Here is a 20,819-nt window from a genome sequence, read left to right as displayed (position 1 = left end):
CTGGTGGCGCCCGCGGACTTCAAATCCGTTGTGAGGCGGCGACGTCTCGGGTGGGTTCGATTCCCACACATTCCCGCAAAAACAACGCCCCCTTGATCGGAGATCAAGGGGGCGTTGCTCTTTATACCCATACAACGCCAGCGGGGTGGGAGCAAGAGTGTGGAGATGCTGCTATTCATGCCAGCGAGACACCAGGCGGGGTGAGGGTGAGAAATTGATCTTCAGGGATTGTGGAAATCCTGCATCGAAGAGCATATCCTGGGGGGCCATCAGAACCAGGCCGGGAAGATATCTCGGGCAGCTCACCTCAGGACCTTTCGCGAATGCTCCGCCTCTACTGAACAGTGCTCTGCCATGATCGCGTGCATCTCTTTATTTCGTTTTCCGGAAGGGGTCCGGCCTGGCCCCGTCCTGAGAAAGCCTGGATTAAATGCATCCTTCTGCTCTGAGTGCTATTTGCAGAATAAAATGCTTCCTTCGCTTCGTCCGCACCACCACGACCACGCACGAGTCGGTGTCATTACCGGAAATCAAGTCCAGAGCATCGCTGCCCTGTTGCGAATTTGGCTATTATACTCGATTCCCGGCGCGGAACTGGCCAATTTGCCGGCAAAGAGGAAAAGGGGAGAATTATGGCAAAAAAACAGGCGCGAAGCTGCACTTCACACCGGGGCAGGGGAAAGCCCCTCATCCTGGCGGCGGGAAGCTGTGTTTTATCAGATCTACATGCCTTTCTTTGAGGACAGCGATGGTGACGGCTGCAGTGATTTCGCGGGAATGACCTCCAGGCTGGATTACCTGCATGACCTGAGCATCAAAGGGATTTGGCTCACTCTGCTTCTGCAATCGTCCAAATGGATAAGCGCATGGAAGAGAACATGAGCGATCTTCCGACGCTCTTTTCCGGGAGCCATGATTATCCCCGGCTCATAGGCCGGCTGGCGGGCGGAAATCTTCAATGCGCCAGGACGCATAACCGCTAGCGCTCCCGCAGCCCGATCAAATGGGATGACAGTCCCCAGGCCGGATTTACCACCGGCACGCCCTGGATCAAGCTGCATGAAGAGTATCCGGAGGTGAATGTCCTGAAGTGCCTGGCGCGAGACGATTCGATCCTGCGCACCTACAAGGCGCTGTTGCGCTTGAGAAGTACGTAGAATATCCTGCGCTATGGACGATATGAACGCCTGGAGCGGCATCGGGATAGCTTTTTCCCGCCCGCGCCTGCAGAGACGATCGGATTACGGAGGGTGACGTTCAATTTCTTCGGCATCGCCATTGGAGCGGCCAGCCCTCATGCGGCTCATTGCTGGCATCGGGGCGGGCGAATTTGATTGCGTGCTGGTCTACAAGGTGGATCAGCTGAGCCGGTCCCTTCTGGACTTTACCTGCCTGCGCATTGGAGCTCTTCGAGAAGCACTCCGTGCGCTTCGTCTCGGTCACCCAGCAGTTCAACACAACCTGTTCCATTGGGCGTCTCACCTTGAACATCCTTTTATCCCTTGCCCGGTTCGAGCGGGAGATCGTCTTGGAGCGCACCCGCGACAAAATATTCGCCGCCCGGCGCAAGGGCGAGTGGGTCGGTGGAATGCCGGTTCTCAGATATGACGTGAACCCGAAAAGCGGAAGGCTGATCGTCAACGAGGGCGGCTCAGTGCCGGTTCGGGGGATATCCCCGCTCTGCCTGGAACACAAAGCCTTGATCCCTGTCGTTCAGGAAATCGAACGGCGCGGCTGGAAAAACAAGTAGTGGACCACCAAGAAGGGTCGGGAGCGCGGCGGATAGCCTTTCTCCAAGAACAGCCTCTTCCGGCTCCTAACCAACGTGATCTACTCCGGCAAGGTCGACTACAAGGGAACCATCTGCAGCGGCGAACAGAATGGGATCGTCGACATCGATCTTTGGCAGCGAGTGTAGGATGCTTCACGGTGGAGCGGCAGCAAAGGTTCGGGTAGAGTACGGCAAACGTATGGCGGAACTGAAAACCGAACAACGCAGCCCCGAGCGTGAACTCAACGGGCTGCCCGGCCTCGCCCAGGAGAATCCCCACGTCTATTTTTTCTCCTGTAATGGCAAATTCTGGATCGCCGGTCCCGCTGGGGCCGAGACTGAGCTGGAATCCCTACGGAGGCCGGAATTCCGTCGTCCTCGTTAACCCGGCACAGCACCGAGATCAGCCGACGCCGCGCAGTGTATTCGGCGTATTAAAAAAGCCGGGCGAAGAACCCGGCTTTTTTGTTTTCAGGACACACGGCAGCGTTATTTCATAAAGAGCAACCGGCGGATTTGCACCTCCTGCCCTCTCCGCAACACAGCGTGGTATATCCCGCTCGGCAGAGGATGCCCGGAGTCATCCCGGGCATCCCAATTCCAGCTTATCACCCCTGGGGCAAGGAGACCCTGTTGGAGCAGGCGCACCCTCTGCCCGCGGCTGTTAAAGATCGCAAGGCTGGCCTCCATCGCCTCCGGCACCTCGACTGTAATAGTAGTAGAGGGGTTGAATGGGTTGGGATAGTTTTGCTGCAGGCGCAGAGCGGTGGGAAAAGCGGCTTCCTCCTCCACTCCGGTGAGAGCGACCAGCACCCGCCAATCGACGCGGGCGGTGTCCTCCTTGTCCATCACCAGAGCGGTGACCAAATAGACCTGTCCCATCTCGATCGTCGGATAGAGTATCATCTGGCTGTCTGTGGAGGCGACGACATCATTGATCCGCCAGAGGTAGTGCAGGGAATCGCCGTCAGCGTCGTGGACAGTCGTCAGCGCGAAACGGAGGGGAGTGTAGTACTGGCCGTAAACCGGATTCTCGGTCGGGAAATAGGTGTAAATCTGCGGCGGCTGATTGGGCACCACCACCGGCAGGGCTGTGACCACCGCGCTGTCGGCCAGGGTGCTGCCGATCCCCTTGACCCGGGCATGAACGACGTATTCGCCCGGCTGCGAAGCTGAAAGGGTGGCCATGACGCGGCCCTGGGCATCGGTCAGGGTATCGGCGACACTCAGAACATAACCGCTGCCGCTCGCAAACAGTTCGACCGTATAGCCCGCGCCGAGGGGCTGGCCGCTGCTGTTGCGCAGGGTAGCGACGATATCCGACTTGGCGCTCCCGTCTCCATAGATGGGCGAGGAGGCAATGACACTCGAGAAAATCGCGCTCAGGTCGGCGGCCGGGTAGAAGAAAGTGAGCGGTGATCCGGCGATCTCTGCGCCGTCCAGCCATGCGGAGGCCTTGAGAAGATTGGCAACCCCCTTGTAGGGGCCGGGGGTCCAGTGGACGCTGGCATAACCCTCATCGTCGGAAAAGATTTCCAGACGCGTCTTACCGCGAAGGTGGCCTCCTCCCTCGAGCACCTCAAAGAGAACCGGTTGGTTGACGAACGGAAGACCGTGCTGATCCATGATGCGGGCGGTGAAATCATTCGCAAACTCCTGGCCTGGAGTGAGAACCTGACCGTCGCCCGACCCCTTGCTCATGGTCGGGATGCGTGCCGGCTCCGCGGCCGCAGGCTGTAAAAGCTGGCGGGCGGCCGCGCCTTCGATATCGATCGTCTGCTTATCGGTCAGGATGACGCGAACGTCGCAGGTGGCGCGGGTGCCGAGCCCGAAATGGAGCAGGACCGGGTTCTGGCTCATATAGCCGAACTGGCTGCCCACCTCCTGGTAGCCGATGATAAATCCGGCTTCGCCGAGGTGGCCCGCTTCATAGAGGATCACTTTCGAGCCGATGCCGCCCAGATCGCCGCCAGGGCCAGTGCAAAGGATATCGATCCAGTTATAACCGTTGTCGAGGTCATTGCGTACGAGATGGTTAGCCCCTTTGGCGCAGGCCATATAGATGTCGAGATCGCCGTCCTGGTCCACATCGGCCAGCGCCGCGCTGCGCGCATCAGCGGCCGAGACCTCCACGCCGCAGTTTTCGGCGAGGGTGAATCTCCCGCTGCCGTCGTTCCAGAAGAGCTGCGGTTTGGCGCCGGCATCTTTTTCGCCATTACGCAGAAGAAGCAGATCGAGGTCAGCATCGTTGTCCATATCGCCAAAGGCAGCGGTATAGCCGCTGACAGGCAGATTGTAGGTCGACGAGCGGTCGATGAAGTGACCGGTGCCGTCGTTGATCAGGACGTTGAGCAGGGGCACATTTCCTGAGGTCAGAAGATAGTTGACGACGAAGAGGTCGAGATCGCCGTCATTGTCAATATCCGCGAAAGTGGCGCCGTGGGAGCGGCCGTCGATTGCGGCTCCGCGCGACGCCGCCTCTTCTGTGAAGTGGCCTTGTCCGTCATTGATGAAGAGCCAGTTGGGCGCCGGCTGACTGGTCGATTCCTGACGCCGGCAGATATAGAGGTCGATATCGCCGTCATTGTCGATATCGCCGGAGGTTGCGCCCTGACGCCCGACAAATTGGGTATCCTCTACGCTTCCCTCGACCCCGCGCAACACGAGGGTAAAGTGGCCGTTGCCGTCATTCTCATAGAGTTCGTTGAACTCACCGGAGTTGACGATGAAGAGATCGAGATCGCCATCCCCCTCCATATCGAAAGCCACGCTGCCGTTGGATGTTCTCACCGTCTGCCGCAGGCCGGCCGCCGCACCGCTCTCGTTGAAAAAGCCGTCGCCATTGTTGAGATAGAGGGCGTTGATGCCGGCCGGATCGCCCGCTGCGAGGGGGACATTCCCGAAAAAGGCGTCCAGATCCGCGTCATTGTCGAGGTCAGCCAGCAGGATCGCTTTGGTCAATCCCCGGCTGATCGTTCCGCGTGCGGCAGCTTCTTCGCTAAAGGTTCCATCCCCCTCGTTCATGTAGAGCAGGTCAGGCATGGGGCCGTAGCTGGTGCCGTTGCTGACGAAAAGGTCGATCCGGCCGTCCTTGTCCAGATCACCAAAGGAGCTGCCCTGACCGTAGCCCGAGGAGGAATAGCCGCCGGTGAGGGAATAGGCAGTCACATCGGTAAAGCCCTTGCCCGAGGGATCAGGCACTTCGGTGGTATCGGGGGGTGGCGGTGGAGGAGGAGGAGTGCTGCCGTCCGGTCCATAGATGGTCAAATTGGAATAGATCGGACCGATCTGGGCTTCATACCCCCAAATCAGGTTCTCCTTGCCGAGGAAGATATAGCGGAAGGGTTCCAGTCGGCCGGAAAAGTTATGGTAGGTCCGGTTTCTGTAGTAGTCGCCAAGAAGGACATTGTTCAGGTAGAGAAAGGCCCTGTCGGCAGTCCAGACGATACGAAAAGTGTAGGTTTTGGATTTGTCCCAATCCTTGTTCAAGAGGTAATAGTCCTCCTCGCGGGAGTCATCCCCCGAGCCATGGGTCTGGGTGAGCCATTTAAAGCCCGCGCGCCCGTCACCGTCACTGTACTTGTCATGTCCGGAGGTGCGGATCTGGGTCCAGGAGGCCTGGGTCTCATAAGCATCCTTGTCCGCCTCCGGCCGTGACCAGATGTTGATGCAGTGATACTTGATCTCTGGATCATCCGCCTGCTCCGCGGGGTCAAAATTGGTCACGTCGACCTCAAGCGAACCCTCCCAGGGCAGTTCAGCGGGCAGGGTAATGAAAAGTTTACTGGTGGAGGCGACGGCCTGCCAGCCCTTGCCCGAAATAAAGACCCCGTCCGTGTTCTGCATTGTACCGATGGCTTTGGAGTTAGGGTTGTCGAGATTATCATGATAGAGCACCTGGGTGTGCCAGGGCTGTCCATAAAGCGGCAGTGCCAGGAGGATAAACATCCAGAGAACTATCGGGAGTATATTTTTGGATCGTTTACACTGCATGATGGGGTCTCCCGCATATTTTAGAATTGATAAAATGAATTCACGACTGCACCCGGTCTGAAGCCCTGAGGCAGGAGTGGTGTGCTGGTGTTATTACATACAGGCACAGCCGCAAGTTGCGTACAGGAGAGTTACCGCCTTGTGCGGGGGATCACATGGCCGGGTGAGGGGTGAGAAGCGTTTTCGCCGCCCCGAAATCCGGGACAGCGGAGAGCCGCGGAGTTTACCTGGGCGGGATGGTTTCACTTGCGGCGCGTTCAAAGATAATCCGGCCGTCAAGCACAGTGAGGACCACCGAGAGATCGCGGATCTATTAAGGCGGAATAGTGAAGTGGTCCCCGGGGAGGACGACCAGATCGGCGAGATTGCTTTTTTCAGCGTTTCCTTGATCTTTTCATCGAAAGAGGCATTGGTGCCCATCCGCCGGTTACTGGTGTGAAAGCGGATAGTGGGTGGGAGCGAGAGTATGGATTCGTATGGGCGCGAGAAGGGCGGGGCGGGGTGGTGCGCGGAACGAGCCCCCCGATCTCGGCCCCACCCGGATTCGCGTTCTACCATGACGAACCGGGTGGGAGCGAGAGAGGTAGAAGACCGGGTCGAAGCGAGAGCGGCAGTCGAACGGGTGGGAGCGAGATTTCGGGGCCAGGTGGCCACGTGAGCCAGGCGGCAAGATCTAGTTACTCTTGTTCTTTTGCAACTGGTAGCCCGCAGGCACCTCAAACTGTTCGCTTGCAACGGCGCCGACTGTGATGCTCTTCAGTTCGGTGGTGGTATGAAAGAAGCCCTTTTTCTTCTCGTCACCGCTGGCCTTGTTCTCTTTGGACTTGTCCGCCCGGGCTTTGGCCATCTCCTTCATCTTTTTGCCGAACATGCCTCCCAGGGCGCCCTTGACGTCCCGGACATCGGTCGTCTGCGGTTCTTCCTTTTCCTCCCCGGCGACCTCCTGGTCATCCCTGGATTTCTCCGGCATGGAATGGCGCGTCATCGAGAAGACCATTTCAGTGCGAACGGGGTAGCCCTCGACCTTTTTCATCTCCTCGGCCAATTTTTTCATCTGATCGCCATACTGGGCAGCCAGCGGACCAGCCAGCTTTTTCATTTCATCCAGACCAAGGGCCTGAGCCAGCCGCAGATCAAAGTCGGAGATCTGCTTCATCGCCTTGCCGACATTGATGCTGTTGAACATGTCTGCCGAGAGCACCAGGGTATCCAGCTTGCCGGTAGCGAGCTGTTTACCGATTGTGGTGACGGTCACCAGGTAATGGTTGCAGGCGAAATTGTTGATGGTCTGTTTTTCATTGAGGTTCTGAGCCTTGACGATCGGCGTCTGCCACTCATATTCCGGCTTGCCCTCCTCTTTCTCCCGCTTCTGCTCCTGAGGAAATCCCTTCAAGGCCTCTTCCATCATCTTTTTGTATTCGGCGAAAGTCATTTCGGTGTATTTTTTATCCTTGTCGTTGAACTTCCAGATGAGTTCCTTGTCGAGCCGAGTAATCTCGATTTCGGTCCCCTTGGGGCTCATGTGCTTCATGATCGAGCCCGTGAACTGCATTTGGCTTTCCTGACGGCGGGCATCCCCCTGAATGCTGGTCTTGACCGTTGAGGTCGCGGCGCCCATGCCCATGATGCCGTCGGTCGTTGTAACCGTCTCGTAGGTGACCTGCGCCTGAAGTGCGGAGAAGGCCAGCACGGCGGTCAGCATCAGGACAGCGGTGAGGAAGGTGTTTTTTTTCATAAACTTGCCTCCGGGTAGAATCGTTGCGGAATGATGCGATGGATAGGGACCCTGTAAGAGAGGGCCGGTACCATCTCTAACAGCACGGGCAGGGGCCGCATTTCCTCTTCCGTGCACTGAACGTGACCATCATCAAGAAAACGCTCAGGCTCTTAACCTCTATAATTACCTGCATCCGATTGATTTTGCAGGAATTTCCCGGATGTAAAGTTGTGTTTTCTACTTGTATTGCGGTGCAATTGTTCCGGCTGCAGGCCATCTTTCTTCGGCATCCAGACTAGAGGAATCCGTGTGAATTTCGTCTTTCTTTCCCCGCACTTTCCGCCTAACTATTTCCAGTTTTGCGTCCATCTCCATCACCTGGGCGTGAACGTCCTGGGGCTGGCGGACGAGCCCTATGAGCTGCTCAACCCGGCGCTGCGGGCGGTGCTCACCGAGTACTATCGGGTCAATGACATGCACAACTACGACGAGCTGCTGCGCGGGGTGGGCTGGCTCACGCACCGGCATGGCAAAATCGACCGGCTTGACTCGCAGAACGAATACTGGCTGGAGACCGAGGCGCGGCTGCGCACCGATTTCAATATCTTCGGCCTCAACGACGAGACCATCGCCCATGTCAAGCGCAAATCCCTGATGAAGGAAATGTTCGCAAAGGCTGGTGTTGCCTTTGCCGAGGGGGCTGTTGTCCATACCCTCGCGGAGGCCCGCAAGCTGGTTAGGCGGACCGGCTACCCAGTCGTCGCCAAGCCGGATATCGGTGTGGGAGCCTCACGGACCTACAAGATCCACAACGACGGCGAGCTCGACCGTTTTTTTGCGGCCAAACCGCCGACCGATTATATCCTCGAAGCCTTCATCCAGGGCAGTATCTGCACCTTTGACGGCCTCACCGACCGCGACGGCCAGCCGGTTTTTTACACCAGTCACCGCTACAGCAAGGGCGTGATGGAGACGGTCAACGAGGACAGTGACATCTATTATTATTCCTTGCGCGAGATCCCGGCGGATCTCGAGTTTGCCGGGCGCCGTATTCTCCGGGCTTACGATCTGCGCGAACGCTTTTTCCATCTGGAGTTTTTTCGCACGCAAAAGGAAGGCCGGATCGTCGCCCTCGAGGTGAACATGCGCCCGCCCGGCGGCATGACGACCGATATGTTCAATTTCGCCAACGACATCGATATCTACCATGAATGGGCGCATGTGGTCACTCATAACCGCTTCACCGCCCGTTATGACCGCCCCTACCACTGCTGCTATGCCGGCCGCAAGTACAACCGCCGCTATACCTGGAGCCATGAGGAGATCCTTCGCACCTTCGAGCGGCAGCTGGTGCATCACGAGGCAATCAACGGCGTTTTCAGTGCCGCACTGGGTGATTACGGGTACCTCTTCCGCTCGCCCGATCTTGAGGAGATCGAAGCGATCGCGGCTTTTATCCTCAAACAGACCTGAGCATCCCATTACGAGGAACACGTGCACACCGAACATCACAGCTGGTACAGCAGCCGTCTCGGGCAGGAGATGGGGATCAATGTCTACGGCCATGCGGGAAAGCCGGCTCTGGTCTTTCCCTGTCAGGGCGGACGGCACAACGAATACGCCGATTTCGGCATGGTCGAGGCTATTGCCGGCTTTATCGAGGAGGGCCGGATCATGGTCATCACCGTCGACAGCGTAGACGATCAGTCCTGGGCCAACTGGCAAGTCCATCCTCACGACCGCGCCGTGCGCCATGAGGTCTATGAATCTTATATCAACGACGAGGTGCTGCCCTTCATCTATTATCACCAGGGAGCGCAAGGCAAGCTGCTGGTGACCGGCTGCAGCATGGGCGGCTACCATGCCGCCAATTATTTCTTCCGCCGTCCGGATGTCTGCGATGCGATGATTTCGATCAGCGGGCTTTTCCAATTGGACTATTTCATCGGCGATTATATGGATGACAAGGTTTATTTCCACACGCCGCTCGCCTATCTCCCCGGTCTCCAGGACCCCTGGCACCTCGAGCAGTATCGACGCAGCCGGATCATCGTCGGGGTCGGCCAGGGCGAGTGGGAAGAGCCGATGGTCGCCGACGCCCTGCGGTTGCAGGAGATCCTGGCAGCGAAGCAGGTGCCAGCCTGGATCGATCTTTGGGGCCATGACGTCAACCACGACTGGCCGTGGTGGCGACGGATGATGCCCTATTTTCTCTCCACCCTCGTCTGACCTTGCCGGCATCGGGCGACGGCTAGAGACCGGCGGCTTGGATGGCCTGCCGGATGACCTCGGCCGAATGGCGTAATCCCGCCACCTCCTTCTCGTTGAGGGGCAGATCGATATGCGACTGGATGCCGCCGCGGTTGAGGATCGCGGGCACGCTGATGGCGACATCCGAGATCCCCTTGTACCCCTGCAGCAGGCTCGAGACCGTCAGGACCGAGTTCTGGTCGCGCGCAATACTTTCAATGACATAGAGGGTGGCCAGGCCGATGGCATGGTAGGTGGCGCCTTTTTTTTCGATGAGATGGTAAGCCGCGGTGCGCACTTGTTCAAAGATCTCGTCCTTGCGCAGCTGCGGGCAACCCTTGCCGCACTGCGCGCAATAGTCGTCCATGCGCAGGCCGGAGATATTCGCGAGACTCCAGACCGGCACTTCACTGTCGCCATGCTCGCCGATGATCATGGCGTGGACGTTGCGTGGATCGACGCCGCAATGCTGGCTGAGCAGGTAACGGAAGCGGGCGCTGTCTAGGGTCGTGCCGGAGCCGATCACCCGCTGCGGCGGCAGACCGGAGAGCTTGACCGCCGCGTAGGTGAGGACATCGACCGGATTGGAGACGACGATCAGGATGGCGGAGGTGGTGTGCCGCGTGATCTCGGGGATGATCTGGCGGAAGATATCGACGTTGCGCCGGGTCAGCTCGAGGCGGGTTTCGCCGGGCTTTTGCGCCGCTCCCGCGGTGATTACGATGATATCGGCGTCACGGCAGTCGGCGAAATCGCCGGCATAGATATGCGCCGGCCGCACATAGGGGAGGCCGTGGCTCATATCCTCGGCCTGGCCCTCGGCCAGCGCCCGGTTGGCGTCGATGAGGACGATTTCGGAGGCGAGGCCGCGGATCAGCAAGGCATAAGCGAAGGTCGCGCCCACCTGCCCGGCTCCGACCACGGCCACCTTGATGCTCAATTTATGTTCTTTTTCCATACAATCTCCTTTTGCATGAGTAACAGCGTCCACCGGGGGGTTATTTCATCCCTTTTGCCGGGGGCAAGCTGGATCCGGCAGATTCCGGAGGGCGCAGAAAAAAGTTGAAAAAGAACCGAAGGCTTTGTATACTTGAACAGCCTGCGATGCAACCTTTCCGGCCAAGAGGAGGCCATGAGCAGATTCATAAATTTCATTGTATTATGTATAATGCCTTTATGCTCCCTGACAAAGGAGGGTCCGGCCATGCCCGCAACCGGTCAACGAACGGCAAGACTGCTCAGCGGCTATGCGAAGAGCCTCTCCGGGACCGCCATCGACTATGAATCGCCGCTGCCCTGGCTTAACCACGCCCTGATCGCGCGCGCGAGTGATGGCCGGTCGGCGATCGCCTGGGAAACCGATCCCTGTCCGCCGGTCCGTGCTGGCGGCCGGCTGCGGTTCGTCTGGCTCGCCGGCCTCGGCTGCAACCTCGGCGAGCAGCGTTTCCGGCTCCATCTCAACGGCGAGCCGGTTCTGGAGTTCACCAGCCGGGATGCCGAAAGCTGGCAAAAGGGCGGGAGAGAGGGCATCGTGCTCTCCTTTCAAGGCATGAGCCGCGACCGCTATAACGATCGATTCGGGCTGATGATGCTTGACCTGCCCGCGAAGTGCTGTCCGGCCGGCGCTCCCCTGACTTTGACGGTCGTGGGTGACTCCGCCGCCAGCGCTGCCTGGTATATGACCTTCACCGGGCCTGTCCGGCAGGAGGTGCTGATCCAGCCGTCGAGCCTGCTGCTGCGCAATCAAGGCCATCCGGTGCAGCCGGTCCGCGTCGAGGTCATTTTTCTGCACCCTTCCGGCAGGGTGGTCCTGCGGCCGGAGGGCGGACCGGAACAGCGCCATCGCCTCCATTTCGGGCGCAATACCTTCACCCTGCTCTACCCCCCGGTTGCCCAGGAGGCGTCCCGTACCCTGCAGGTCGAGCTCGGCGGCGAGGTGCTCTCACAAAGCTTCGTCCTCAAACCGGTGCGACCCTGGGAGATCTATTTCGTCCAGCACACCCACACCGACATCGGCTACACCCGGCCGCAGACTGACATCCTCGCCGAGCATCTCCGCTACCTGGACTTTGCCCTCGACTACTGCGATCAGACGGATGCGCTGCCGGATGAGGCGCGCTTCCGCTGGACGTGTGAGACCGCCTGGGCGGTGCGTGAATACCTCAAGTGCCGCCCGTCAAACCAAATCGCCCGGCTGAAACAGCGCGTGCAGGAGGGGCGCATCGAGGTGACCGCGATGCTGCTCAACTGGGCGGAGGTGGCCGACGAAAACGCCCTGCTTCATTCGCTTGAGGCGGTCCGGAGTTTCCGGGAGGCCGGCCTGCCGGTGGAGACGGCGATGCAGGATGACGTCAACGGCTTCGCCTGGTGTCTGGTCGACTATCTGCACGACCTGGGCATCCGCTATGTCACCTCGGGCATCAACGACGCGCGCGCCCTCAAACCCTTTGCGGTGCCCACCGCCTTCTGGTGGGAATCGCCCGCCGGCAAGCGGGTGCTCGCCTTCCGCGCCGACCACTATATGACCGGCAACATGATCGGCCTCACCGGCGGCGGTCTCGAACGCCTCGAGGACGGCCTGCCGCGTTATCTCGAGCGGCTGGCGGCGGACGGCTACCGTATGAACCGGGTGAGTTTGCAATATAGCGGCTATTACACCGACAATGCCCCGCCCTCGACCGGCGCTGCAGAGATCATCCGCCAGTGGAACGAGAAGTATCTCTACCCGCATCTGCGCAACGCCACGGTGCATGAATTTCTCACTGCCATCGAGCGGGAGGAGGGCGCGGATCTGCCGGTGCTGCGTGTTGCCTGGCCGGACTGGTGGACCGACGGCTATGGCTGCGCCATGCGCGAGACCGCGGCCGGGCGCGCGACCCAGGCGGGGATGGTGGTGAATAAGGGGCTGCTCGCTATGGCGCAACTGCTGGGGGCGGCGCTGCCGGAGGCGGCGCAACGCCAGGCCGAGGCGGTGATGGAAAATCTCCATTTTTATAACGAGCACACCTTCGGAGCAGCGGAGAGCATCAGCGATCCCCTGGCCGAGAACAGCCAGGTGCAGTGGTCGGAAAAGGCCTCTTACGTCTGGCAGGCGGTGATGGGCGCCCGTCTGCTGCGCGAAACCGCCCTCGGGCAACTGCAGGCCCTGCTTCCTCCCGCCGGCCCGCCCTTGATTGCGGTCTACAACACCCTCAACTGGCCGCGCTCGGGTCTGGTCACCCTTTTTGTCGACAACCAGATCCTGCCCAGGGACAAGGCTTTCCGCATTCTCGATGACGGCGGCCGCGAGGCTGCGGTGCAGCTGCTCGCCAGCCGCGCAGAGGGCTGCACTTGGACGCTGTGGGCCGAGGAGATCCCCGCGCTGGGCTGCCGGACCTACCGGATCGTGGCAGGAGAGCAGCCCGCGCCGCTGGCGGAAAAATTTGTCCCAGCTGAGGGGATCATCGAAAATGGCTATTACCGGGCAGAGCTCGATGCTCGGAAAGGTACGCTGCGCTCACTGCTGGACCTTGAACTCGGCCTGGAGCTACTCGATCCGCAGCGGGAGTGGGATCTGGGCGCGCTGATCTATGAACGGTTGCAGGACCGCCGGGCGCTGGAGGAACTGCGGCTGGGGCCGCATACGCGAACCGCTCTCAAGAACGTCCGGATCGAGCCGGGCACCGATGGGCCGATCTGGCAAAGCATCCGGATCACCGGCGAGTGCGACGGCTTTGGCGGCACGGCGCCGGTGAGCTGCGAACTGCGGTTTTATAAAAAGATGAAGCAGATCGAGCTGCTCTTCCGGGCGCGCAAGCTGGCGGTGACCGATCCCGAGGCGGTCTATGTGGCTTTCCCCTTCGCCCTACCGGAGGGGAGTCTGCTGTTCGAGGCCCAGGGCGGCGTGGTCCGACCGGGGGAGAATCAGCTGGAGGGGACGGCCAGCGACTGGAACACGGTGCAGAATTTCGCCGCGTTGCACAACGGCCGGGCGCAGATCGTCCTGGTCAGCGACGACATCCCGCTGATGCAGTTCGGCGGCATTAATACCGGGCGCTACCAGCGCGCCGCCCGTCCGCTCTCGCAGCAGATCTTTTCCTGGGTGCTGAACAACTACTGGACGACCAATTTCCGCGCCGCTCAGGAAGGGGAGATCAGCTGGTCCTATCAGTTTACCTCGGGGACGGAGGCCTCCGATGAATCGGCGGCCCGCTTCGGTTGGAGCCGGCGGCTGCCGCTGGTGGCGAGGGTGTTGCCGGCAGCCGGCCAGGCTGCCGGACTGCGCACGGCGTTACCGCCGCCGGTCTCGCTATGGCCCTTCAAGCCTGCGCCGGTGCTGCTGGTGTCCGCCCAACCGGCCAAGGAGGGGGTCCTCCTTCACTTGCGCGAGCTCTCGGGCCGGGTGGTGCGGCTCGAGTGGCAGGAACCCGGCACCAGCTGGCAAGCGGAGGCCTGCAATCCCTTCGGTGAGCCGCTCGCCGATGCCAGCGACCTGGCGTTGGCCCCGCTTGAAGTCAAGTTCATCCGGCTGTGGCGCCAGGGCCGATGAAATAAATTTTCCGGCCCGGCTGTTTTCATTGCTGTAATGGATCCCAATGTGTTCTTTACAGTTGTCACCGTTAGGGGTGTCTCGCCACCTTTTTGCGAGTCTGAGATCATACCCTGCGTCCCTGTGGACCATGACCTGATCTGGGTAATTCCAGCGTAGGCAAACGAAGTATTCTTTTCGCACGCTTGAGCCGCCACCCTTGCAGGATGGCGGCTTTTTTTGTTGGCCTCAGTCACCCGGTCCGCAGCTGCGCACCACCTGTTTGAGGCACAACGCCATGAAATCTCTCCTTTTGATCTTTCTGACAGCCGCTCTGGCTGCGGCGCAGCCCTGGTCGCTCTCCGGTCAGGTCTACGACCAGCAGAACGGCCTGCCCCTCGCGGGGGCGCAGATCACCGTGGACGGCACCCTGCTGGGCGCCATCAGCGCGGACGATGGACGCTTTCAGCTGCAGCACCTTTCCAGTTCCTACGCTGATCTCACGGTCCGGCTGCTGGGTTACGAGACGGCCCATCTCTCGGTGCAGAGAATGCCCGAGACATCTCCAGCGATCCCCTTGCGGCCGACCGTTCTGCCCTTGCAGAGCATCCTTATTACCGCATCTCGCAGCCGCGAAAGCGAATGGTCGCCTTCCATCACCACCCTCAAGCAGCAGGAAATCCAGCGGCGCTATACCGTTCAGGATCTCCCCGTCCTTCTCTCCGAGATGCCCTCCAGCACCTTCTATTCGGAGAGCGGCAACGGCATCGGTTACACTTATCTCTCCCTGAGGGGCTTCGACCAGCGCCGGGTGTCTGTTCTGGTTAACGGTGTGCCCCAGAATGATCCCGAAGATCACATGGTCTATTGGCTGGATTTCCCCGATCTCGCGGCGAACCTTGAGGATATCCAGGTCCAACGCGGCGCCGGCAGCTCGTTCAGCAGCACCCCGGCCATCGGAGGAGCGATCAATCTGATCACCTCCAATTTCAGCCGCCGCTGCGGCATCACCCTGACCGGCGGTTATGGCGCTTTCAACACCCGCAAATACGGCCTCACCGCCAGCTCCGGGCTGGCAGACAACCGGTACGCCATCTATGGGCGGCTCAGCAAGATCAGCAGTGATGGCTACCGCGATAACAGTTGGGTCGAGCTGGGCAGTTATTTCCTTGGCGCTGCGCGCTTCGACAAGAACATGACCACCCAGATCAATACCTACGGCGGCCCGGTCTCCGATCATCTCGCCTATTACGGCGTCCCGGCGGCTGCTTTGTCGAACCGGACCGCTCGCCGGGACAATCCCATCCGCCGAAAAGAGGAGATCGAGAATTTCTCGCAGCCTCATTACGAGCTGATCCACGAGTGGCGCCTCGGCCGGACCACGCTGCACAATACCCTCTTTTATATCCGCGGCGAGGGTTTTTATGATTATGACGGCTCCTGGGCCCCCTACAGCTATTTCCGGATCACGCCCGAAAACGGTTTTGCGGTCACAGGCGATCCCGACAATCTCTACATTCCGAACACCTTGATCCACGCCACGGTGGCGAATGACCAGTACGGCTGGATGCCGCGCGCGCAGATCAACCACGATCGCGGTGTGCTCACCCTGGGCGGCGAAGCACGCCTGCACCGCTCCCTCCATTACGGCACGCTGAAATGGGGCGAAGCGCTGCCGCCGGGCGTCACTCCGGATTACCGTTACTACGAGTACCGCGGCGGCAAGCGGATGTTCTCTCTCTACGCCAATGAAGTCTATTCGGCATCCGGCAAGTTGCGGCTGCTGGGCGAGGCGACCCTGGTGCATCACACCTACCGGCTCTATGATGAAAAGTATATCGGTACCGACTTTTCCGTACCCTACCTCTTCTTCAATCCGCGGATCGGGGCGAACTACCGCTTCAGCCCGCGCTGGAGCGGTTATCTCACGCTTGCACGGACCAGCCGCGAGCCGCGGCTCAAGAATCTCTACGATGCCGCCGAGGCGAGTACGCCGGCCAGTTGGGGCGCGCCAGTGCGGCCGCAGTTCGTTGTGCGTGGCGCCGGCTATGATTTCGCGTCGCCCCTGGTCCGCCACGAGACCCTGTACGATCTCGAGGCGGGCGGCGGCTATACCGGCAGTCGGTTGGCGCTGACGGCCAATTACTACCGGATGGAATTCCACAACGAGATCGTCAAGAGCGGGCGGCTGGACCGATTCGGCCAGCCGGTCACCGGTAATGCGCGACGCACCCGGCACCAGGGGTTCGAGCTGGTGGGGCGGACGCGGCTCGGGCCGATGTGGCAGGTCAGCGGCAATCTCACCTGGAGCCGCAATACCCTGGTTCGTCACACCCAATACACCGGGGCGGGCGCGGTGCGGCTGGATGGCAATCCCATCGCCGGCTTTCCCGATCTGCTGGCCAATGCCCGGGTGAGCTACCACAGCGGGGCTTGGAACATCGCCCTGATTGGCCGCCATGTCGGCTCTTTTTATACCACCAATTTCCGCGATCCCGCCCGGCGGGTGGCCGCCTGCACCCTAGCGGACCTCCAGGTGACCTGTACCCTAGTGAGGGTGCCCGGTTTGCAGTCGGTCTCCTGGCAGCTGACGGCGACCAACCTCTTCGACCGCCTCTATGCGGCCGGGGGCGAGGGTGACGAATTCTTTCCCGGGGCGACACGGTCGCTCTTCGCCGGGATGAATCTGGAGCTGTGAGCGTTGGAGAGCAGACCACCCAATCCCAACCGGCCGCTTTTTCCCGTTTCCTCGGAAGCCGGATCGCGAGAGCCCGAGGCCCTGACAACCGGTTGCCGCTGCGACGCATCAGGCGGCATAGCTTGAGGCTGCGCGATGCATAACTGGACGAGCGCCCTGATTATCGGCAACGGCCCCCTGCCGCCGCGCCGGCGGATCTTGCCGCTCATCGCGTCCGGCACACTGATCGTATGCGCCGACGGCGGGGCCAACCGCGCCCGGATGCGCGGGCTCCGGCCCCATGTCATCGTCGGCGATCTGGATTCCCTGCGTCCGGAAACGGCGGCCGCCTTCCCCGAAGCCCGGATCGTACGCATTGGGGACCAGGAAAGTACCGATCTCGAGAAGGCCATCGATTATGTGCTAAAGCAGGGGATCGGCCGGGCGATCGTCATCGGCGCCACGGGGCGGCGTCCCGACCACGAGCTGGCCAATCTGAGCATTCTCGCCCGCTATCAGGGCCGGCTGGAGCTTTCCTTTCTGGATGCCTGGTCGCGGATCCGGATTGTTGACGGCGAGATCTCGTTGCCCCTGGAGATTGGCACCACGGTCTCCCTGCTGCCCCTGGGACGATGTGAGGGGATTACGACTCGGGGACTGGAATGGCCCCTGAACAATGCATCGCTCGAGCCGGGTGTGCGCGAGAGCATCAGCAACCGAGTGATTTCCTCCCCGGTCCTGATCCGTCTGCGCAATGGCAAACTCCTCTTTTTTATCATCGACCGGCTGTGATCCGCCGCCGACGGGAATACCATGGTCCACTTTGCATTTATTGATATATTTTTGATTATATTGTACTTTTCGGCCATTATTTGGGTGGGTTATCGCAGCCGCGGCGGGCAGCGGGGGACGAGCGGGAGCGAGAATCCGGGCGAGGCCGACTTTCTCCTCGCAGGGCGGACCTTGACGCTGCCGGTCTTCGTGGCCACCCTGGTCTCCACCTGGTATGGCGGCATTCTCGGGACCGGGGAGTACTCCTATTCGTTCGGCCTCGCGAGCTGGGTGATCTTCGGAGCGCCCTATTACGTCTTTGCTCTGATCTTTGCCCTTTTTCTGGCGGGACGGGTGCGTGAAACCGGTTTGCTGACGATTCCGGACAAACTGGCCTGCCATTACGGCCAGCCCGCAGCGTTGCTGGGAGCGCTGCTGGTCTTCCTGCTGGTCACTCCGGCCCCCTATCTGCTGATGCTCGGCGTGCTGGCACAGCTCATCTTCGGCCTGCCCCTGTCGCTGACTCTCCTCCTGGTGACCCTGACCAGCATAATCTATCTGATCAAGGGAGGCTTTCGCGCCAACGTCATGGTCAACCTCGTCGAATTCCTCCTCATGTTCCTCGGCTTTTTCCTCATCATCGGCTTCGCCCTCCACAGCTATGGAGGTCCGGCCTTTCTCCGGCACAATCTTCCTCCGGTCAACCTCACCTGGACCGGCGGCAACCCTCCTCAATTCATCCTGGTCTGGTTTTTCATCGCCCTATGGACCCTGGTCGATCCCGGCTTTCATCAACGCTGCTACGCCGCCCGGGACAGCGCCACCGCGCGGCGCGGCATTCTGGTCTCCATTCTCTTCTGGATGCTCTTTGATTTCCTCACCACCACCACCGGCCTTTATGCGCGCGCCGTTCTGCCCAGGCTGGAATCGCCGATCTTTTCCTATCCGCTGCTGGCGGAACGTCTGCTGCCACCGGTCGCCAAGGCACTCTTTTTCATCGGGCTGCTGGCTACCATCATGTCGACGCTGAGCAGTTATGCCTTCATCGGGGGTATGACCATCGGCAACGACATCGCCGGGCGACTTGCGCGCTGGCGGCGGGACCGTGAAGCTGGGACGCAGCCGGGTGGGCGTGATGCGACGCACCCGGCTGCAATCGATGCGCTGGTTAAACGCTGGACGCAGATTGGCCTGCTGCTCGCATCGCTCTACGGAATCCTGCTGGCCCTGGCCCTGCCCTCGGTCGTGCGCATCTGGTATGCGGTGGGTACCACCTGCATCCCGGGTTTATTGCTGCCGGTGCTGGCCGGTTACATGCCGGGCCTTGTGCTCAAGCCCCGGTATGCCTTTGCCGCCATGCTCGGCGGCTGGCTGCTCTCGCTGACGTGGCTGCTTTGGGGCGTTCTTCACCCCAGCGGGTATTGGTGGGGCATCGAGCCAATGTACCCGGGCCTGGCGCTGTCACTCCTGATCGGGCTGGCGGGCATCCGCCGCACCCGAATGTGATGACGCCTGCGCCATCACCTGCATGCGGCCGGCAGGGATCTCCGGCGTGATCCGCCAGGTATCGGAAAAGGGAAGGGGGTGCACCTTGAGGGGGGGCTGGGGATGCAGACGCTTGATGCGGAAATACTGGAGGAGCTGCCAGCCCGCGCGGAGGGAGCGGAAGCCCTCGGCCGGACGGGTGATCGCTTGACGCAACTTGCGGGCCAGATAGAGGGGGTGGAGGTGGAAACGGATCGTGGCACGGTCGCAGAACCGGTCGATCATTTTAGGGGTCAAGCTCGGCAGGTTGAGGACACAGCGGGACCATCCCGCGTGGGTGAGCCAATCGCGGAAGTTGAGGGTGGCCAGATAGCCGTGATGCTGGTAGTAGCGCCAGGCACCGGTCCCGGGATAGGGCATGATCGGATAAAATTGAGCGCTGTCGGGTTTGATGCGGCGGGCCCACTGATAGAGTTCCTCCATGCTGCGCCGGGTTTCTCCCGGAAAACCGACCAGGAAACACCCGTGGACCAGGATATCATGGCGGCTGGCGGCCTGCATGAAGGTGGCGATGCTCTTGTCACTTTGATGTTTTTGCATTTTTTCCAGGAATGAATAACGACGGGTATCAAAACCGACGGCGCAGTTGTGGAGGCCGGCAGCCTTGAGCGCGTCGAGGGTGGCGCTGTCGAGCTGGGCGCTGATATTGGCGAAGATCGGCAAGGTGATCCCGCGGACCTGCGCGACTTCCCCCAGCCGGCGGGCGAAGGCCTTGTCTTCGCCGAAGTTTTCGTCCTCGAAATTGATCTGGCGCACTTCCGGCATATTCTCCTGAATCCAGAGCATCTCCCGGACAATATTTTCCGCCGTGCGGTGGCGGTAGGTGTGGCCATGCGAGATCTGCGGAAAAGGGCAAAAAAAGCAGGTTGAGGAGCAGCCGCGTCCCGCCATGATCTGGACGAAGGGGTGGCGCGAGAGGTTGAAGGTGTAATGGGTGGGATGCAGAAAGCGTTTGTAGATAGGTGAAACAAAAGGCAGCTTGTCTAGTTCCTCGTTGAGCGGCCGCTCCACCGGGTGGCCATGGTGTAGGTGGCTTCGGGTCGCCACACCGGGGATGTTCCGGTCATCCGCGCCCGCTTCGAGCGCATCGGCCAGTTCGGTAACGCTCTCTTCGTATTCACCGAGAGCGATATAGTCGATCGCCGGGGCGCGCTCCAGGGTTTCATGCCAGAAGGCGGTGGCGTGGTGGCCGGTCATACAGATACGGGTGTGGCGGAGCTGCTCCTTCAGGGCCTGGGCGGTCTCGCAGTCGGCGTACCAGCTCGGGGTCGAGGTCTCCAGAAGAATCAGACCGGGATCGAACTGGACGGTCAGCTGGAGGAGTTGATCCAGACCGATGCCATCGGCCGGGCAGTCATGAAGCTGGATGAGATGGTTGTGCGCATCGAGCACCGCAGCGGCCAGGGCGAGCCAGTGCGGATAAAAGAGGTTGCCGGATTTCTCGACCGCCGGAACCCGGTGGCTGCGGCAGTAGCGGGGAAGGAAGGGGGGATTGACGACAAGCACACGCATGACCGCACCCTCGTATGGTTTTCATCCGGCGTTGTGGCGATCAGGAGCGCGGGCGGCAGGGTGAACCGCCAGACCC

12 protein-coding genes, 1 pseudogene and 1 riboswitch are annotated in these 20,819 nt (G+C 60.6%); of the genes and pseudogenes, 9 read left to right on the top strand and 4 right to left on the bottom strand.

Annotation, left to right across the window (positions count from 1 at the left end; genetic code table 11):
- Nucleotides 1-726 precede the first annotated feature (726 nt).
- The 3 genes and pseudogenes from PLH32_10370 (at nucleotide 727) to PLH32_10360 (ending at nucleotide 2,156) form a co-directional block, all read left to right on the top strand.
- Nucleotides 727-834: pseudogene (locus PLH32_10370) on the top strand (alpha-amylase family glycosyl hydrolase).
- Between the two features lie 589 nt (nucleotides 835-1,423).
- Nucleotides 1,424-1,750, top strand: a complete 327-nt coding sequence (locus PLH32_10365; GenBank protein HQJ65003.1) for a recombinase family protein — start codon at nucleotides 1,424-1,426, stop codon at nucleotides 1,748-1,750.
- A gap of 169 nt (nucleotides 1,751-1,919) precedes the next feature.
- The gene (locus tag PLH32_10360) at nucleotides 1,920-2,156 is read left to right on the top strand and encodes a hypothetical protein (GenBank protein ID HQJ65002.1); all 237 of its coding nucleotides are present in this window, start codon (nucleotides 1,920-1,922) and stop codon (nucleotides 2,154-2,156) included.
- Nucleotides 2,157-2,260: 104 nt separating this feature from the next.
- Here the strand turns inward: PLH32_10360 and PLH32_10355 are convergent, their stop codons facing one another.
- Entirely contained in the window at nucleotides 2,261-5,764 is a 3,504-nt protein-coding gene (locus PLH32_10355; protein ID HQJ65001.1) for an FG-GAP-like repeat-containing protein, read from the bottom strand.
- A gap of 673 nt (nucleotides 5,765-6,437) precedes the next feature.
- Nucleotides 6,438-7,499: a hypothetical protein gene (locus PLH32_10350; GenBank protein HQJ65000.1), complete on the bottom strand. Its 1,062-nt coding sequence runs from the start codon at nucleotides 7,497-7,499 to the stop codon at nucleotides 6,438-6,440.
- Between the two features lie 291 nt (nucleotides 7,500-7,790).
- Here PLH32_10350 and PLH32_10345 point away from each other — a divergent pair, with 291 nt between their 5' ends.
- Nucleotides 7,791-8,954, top strand: coding sequence for an ATP-grasp domain-containing protein (locus PLH32_10345; GenBank protein HQJ64999.1), 1,164 nt, complete (start codon nucleotides 7,791-7,793; stop codon nucleotides 8,952-8,954).
- A 21-nt stretch (nucleotides 8,955-8,975) separates the two neighbouring features.
- Nucleotides 8,976-9,710 carry an alpha/beta hydrolase-fold protein gene (locus PLH32_10340; protein ID HQJ64998.1) on the top strand — a complete coding sequence of 245 codons (735 nt, stop codon included), beginning with the start codon at nucleotides 8,976-8,978 and terminating at the stop codon, nucleotides 9,708-9,710.
- Nucleotides 9,711-9,732: 22 nt separating this feature from the next.
- On the opposite strand, the gene PLH32_10335 is transcribed toward PLH32_10340, so the two are convergent.
- A complete protein-coding gene (locus PLH32_10335; GenBank protein ID HQJ64997.1) occupies nucleotides 9,733-10,689 on the bottom strand; it encodes an L-lactate dehydrogenase in 957 nt (318 codons plus the stop codon).
- 246 nt (nucleotides 10,690-10,935) lie between these two features.
- On the opposite strand from PLH32_10335, the gene PLH32_10330 reads away from it, so the two are divergent.
- The 4 genes from PLH32_10330 (at nucleotide 10,936) to PLH32_10315 (ending at nucleotide 19,192) form a co-directional block, all read left to right on the top strand.
- Nucleotides 10,936-14,259, top strand: a complete 3,324-nt coding sequence (locus PLH32_10330; protein ID HQJ64996.1) for a glycoside hydrolase family 38 C-terminal domain-containing protein — start codon at nucleotides 10,936-10,938, stop codon at nucleotides 14,257-14,259.
- A gap of 62 nt (nucleotides 14,260-14,321) precedes the next feature.
- Nucleotides 14,322-14,438: riboswitch (TPP riboswitch) on the top strand.
- 98 nt (nucleotides 14,439-14,536) lie between these two features.
- On the top strand, nucleotides 14,537-16,936 hold the full coding sequence (locus tag PLH32_10325) for a TonB-dependent receptor (protein ID HQJ64995.1): 2,400 nt from the start codon (nucleotides 14,537-14,539) through the stop codon (nucleotides 16,934-16,936).
- Nucleotides 16,937-17,071: 135 nt separating this feature from the next.
- Nucleotides 17,072-17,707, top strand: a complete 636-nt coding sequence (locus tag PLH32_10320; protein HQJ64994.1) for a thiamine diphosphokinase — start codon at nucleotides 17,072-17,074, stop codon at nucleotides 17,705-17,707.
- 51 nt (nucleotides 17,708-17,758) lie between these two features.
- Nucleotides 17,759-19,192 (top strand): sodium:solute symporter family protein, encoded by a 1,434-nt coding sequence (locus PLH32_10315; GenBank protein ID HQJ64993.1) that lies wholly within the window; start codon nucleotides 17,759-17,761, stop codon nucleotides 19,190-19,192.
- Here PLH32_10315 and PLH32_10310 read toward each other — a convergent pair.
- Nucleotides 19,148-20,743, bottom strand: a complete 1,596-nt coding sequence (locus PLH32_10310) for a radical SAM protein (protein HQJ64992.1) — start codon at nucleotides 20,741-20,743, stop codon at nucleotides 19,148-19,150. The genes PLH32_10315 and PLH32_10310 overlap by 45 nt on opposite strands.
- Between the last annotated feature and the right edge of the window lie 76 nt (nucleotides 20,744-20,819).

Source organism: bacterium (assembly GCA_035419245.1).
Lineage (GTDB): Bacteria > Zhuqueibacterota > Zhuqueibacteria > Residuimicrobiales > Residuimicrobiaceae > JAKPUX01.
Note: the sequence above shows the minus strand (reverse complement) of the source record. Positions and strands in the feature narration are given on the sequence as shown.

What these genes read in the sequence shown, in the direction of transcription:
- PLH32_10320 (HQJ64994.1), top strand. Translation starts at nt 17,072, where the DNA reads ATGCATAACTGGACGAGCGCCCTGATTATCGGCAACGGCCCCCTGCCG.
- PLH32_10310 (HQJ64992.1), bottom strand. Translation starts at nt 20,743, where the DNA reads ATGCGTGTGCTTGTCGTCAATCCCCCCTTCCTTCCCCGCTACTGCCGC.
- PLH32_10330 (HQJ64996.1), top strand. Translation starts at nt 10,936, where the DNA reads ATGCCCGCAACCGGTCAACGAACGGCAAGACTGCTCAGCGGCTATGCG.
- PLH32_10355 (HQJ65001.1), bottom strand. Translation starts at nt 5,764, where the DNA reads ATGCAGTGTAAACGATCCAAAAATATACTCCCGATAGTTCTCTGGATG.
- PLH32_10350 (HQJ65000.1), bottom strand. Translation starts at nt 7,499, where the DNA reads ATGAAAAAAAACACCTTCCTCACCGCTGTCCTGATGCTGACCGCCGTG.
- PLH32_10335 (HQJ64997.1), bottom strand. Translation starts at nt 10,689, where the DNA reads ATGGAAAAAGAACATAAATTGAGCATCAAGGTGGCCGTGGTCGGAGCC.
- PLH32_10325 (HQJ64995.1), top strand. Translation starts at nt 14,537, where the DNA reads ATGAAATCTCTCCTTTTGATCTTTCTGACAGCCGCTCTGGCTGCGGCG.
- PLH32_10360 (HQJ65002.1), top strand. Translation starts at nt 1,920, where the DNA reads ATGCTTCACGGTGGAGCGGCAGCAAAGGTTCGGGTAGAGTACGGCAAA.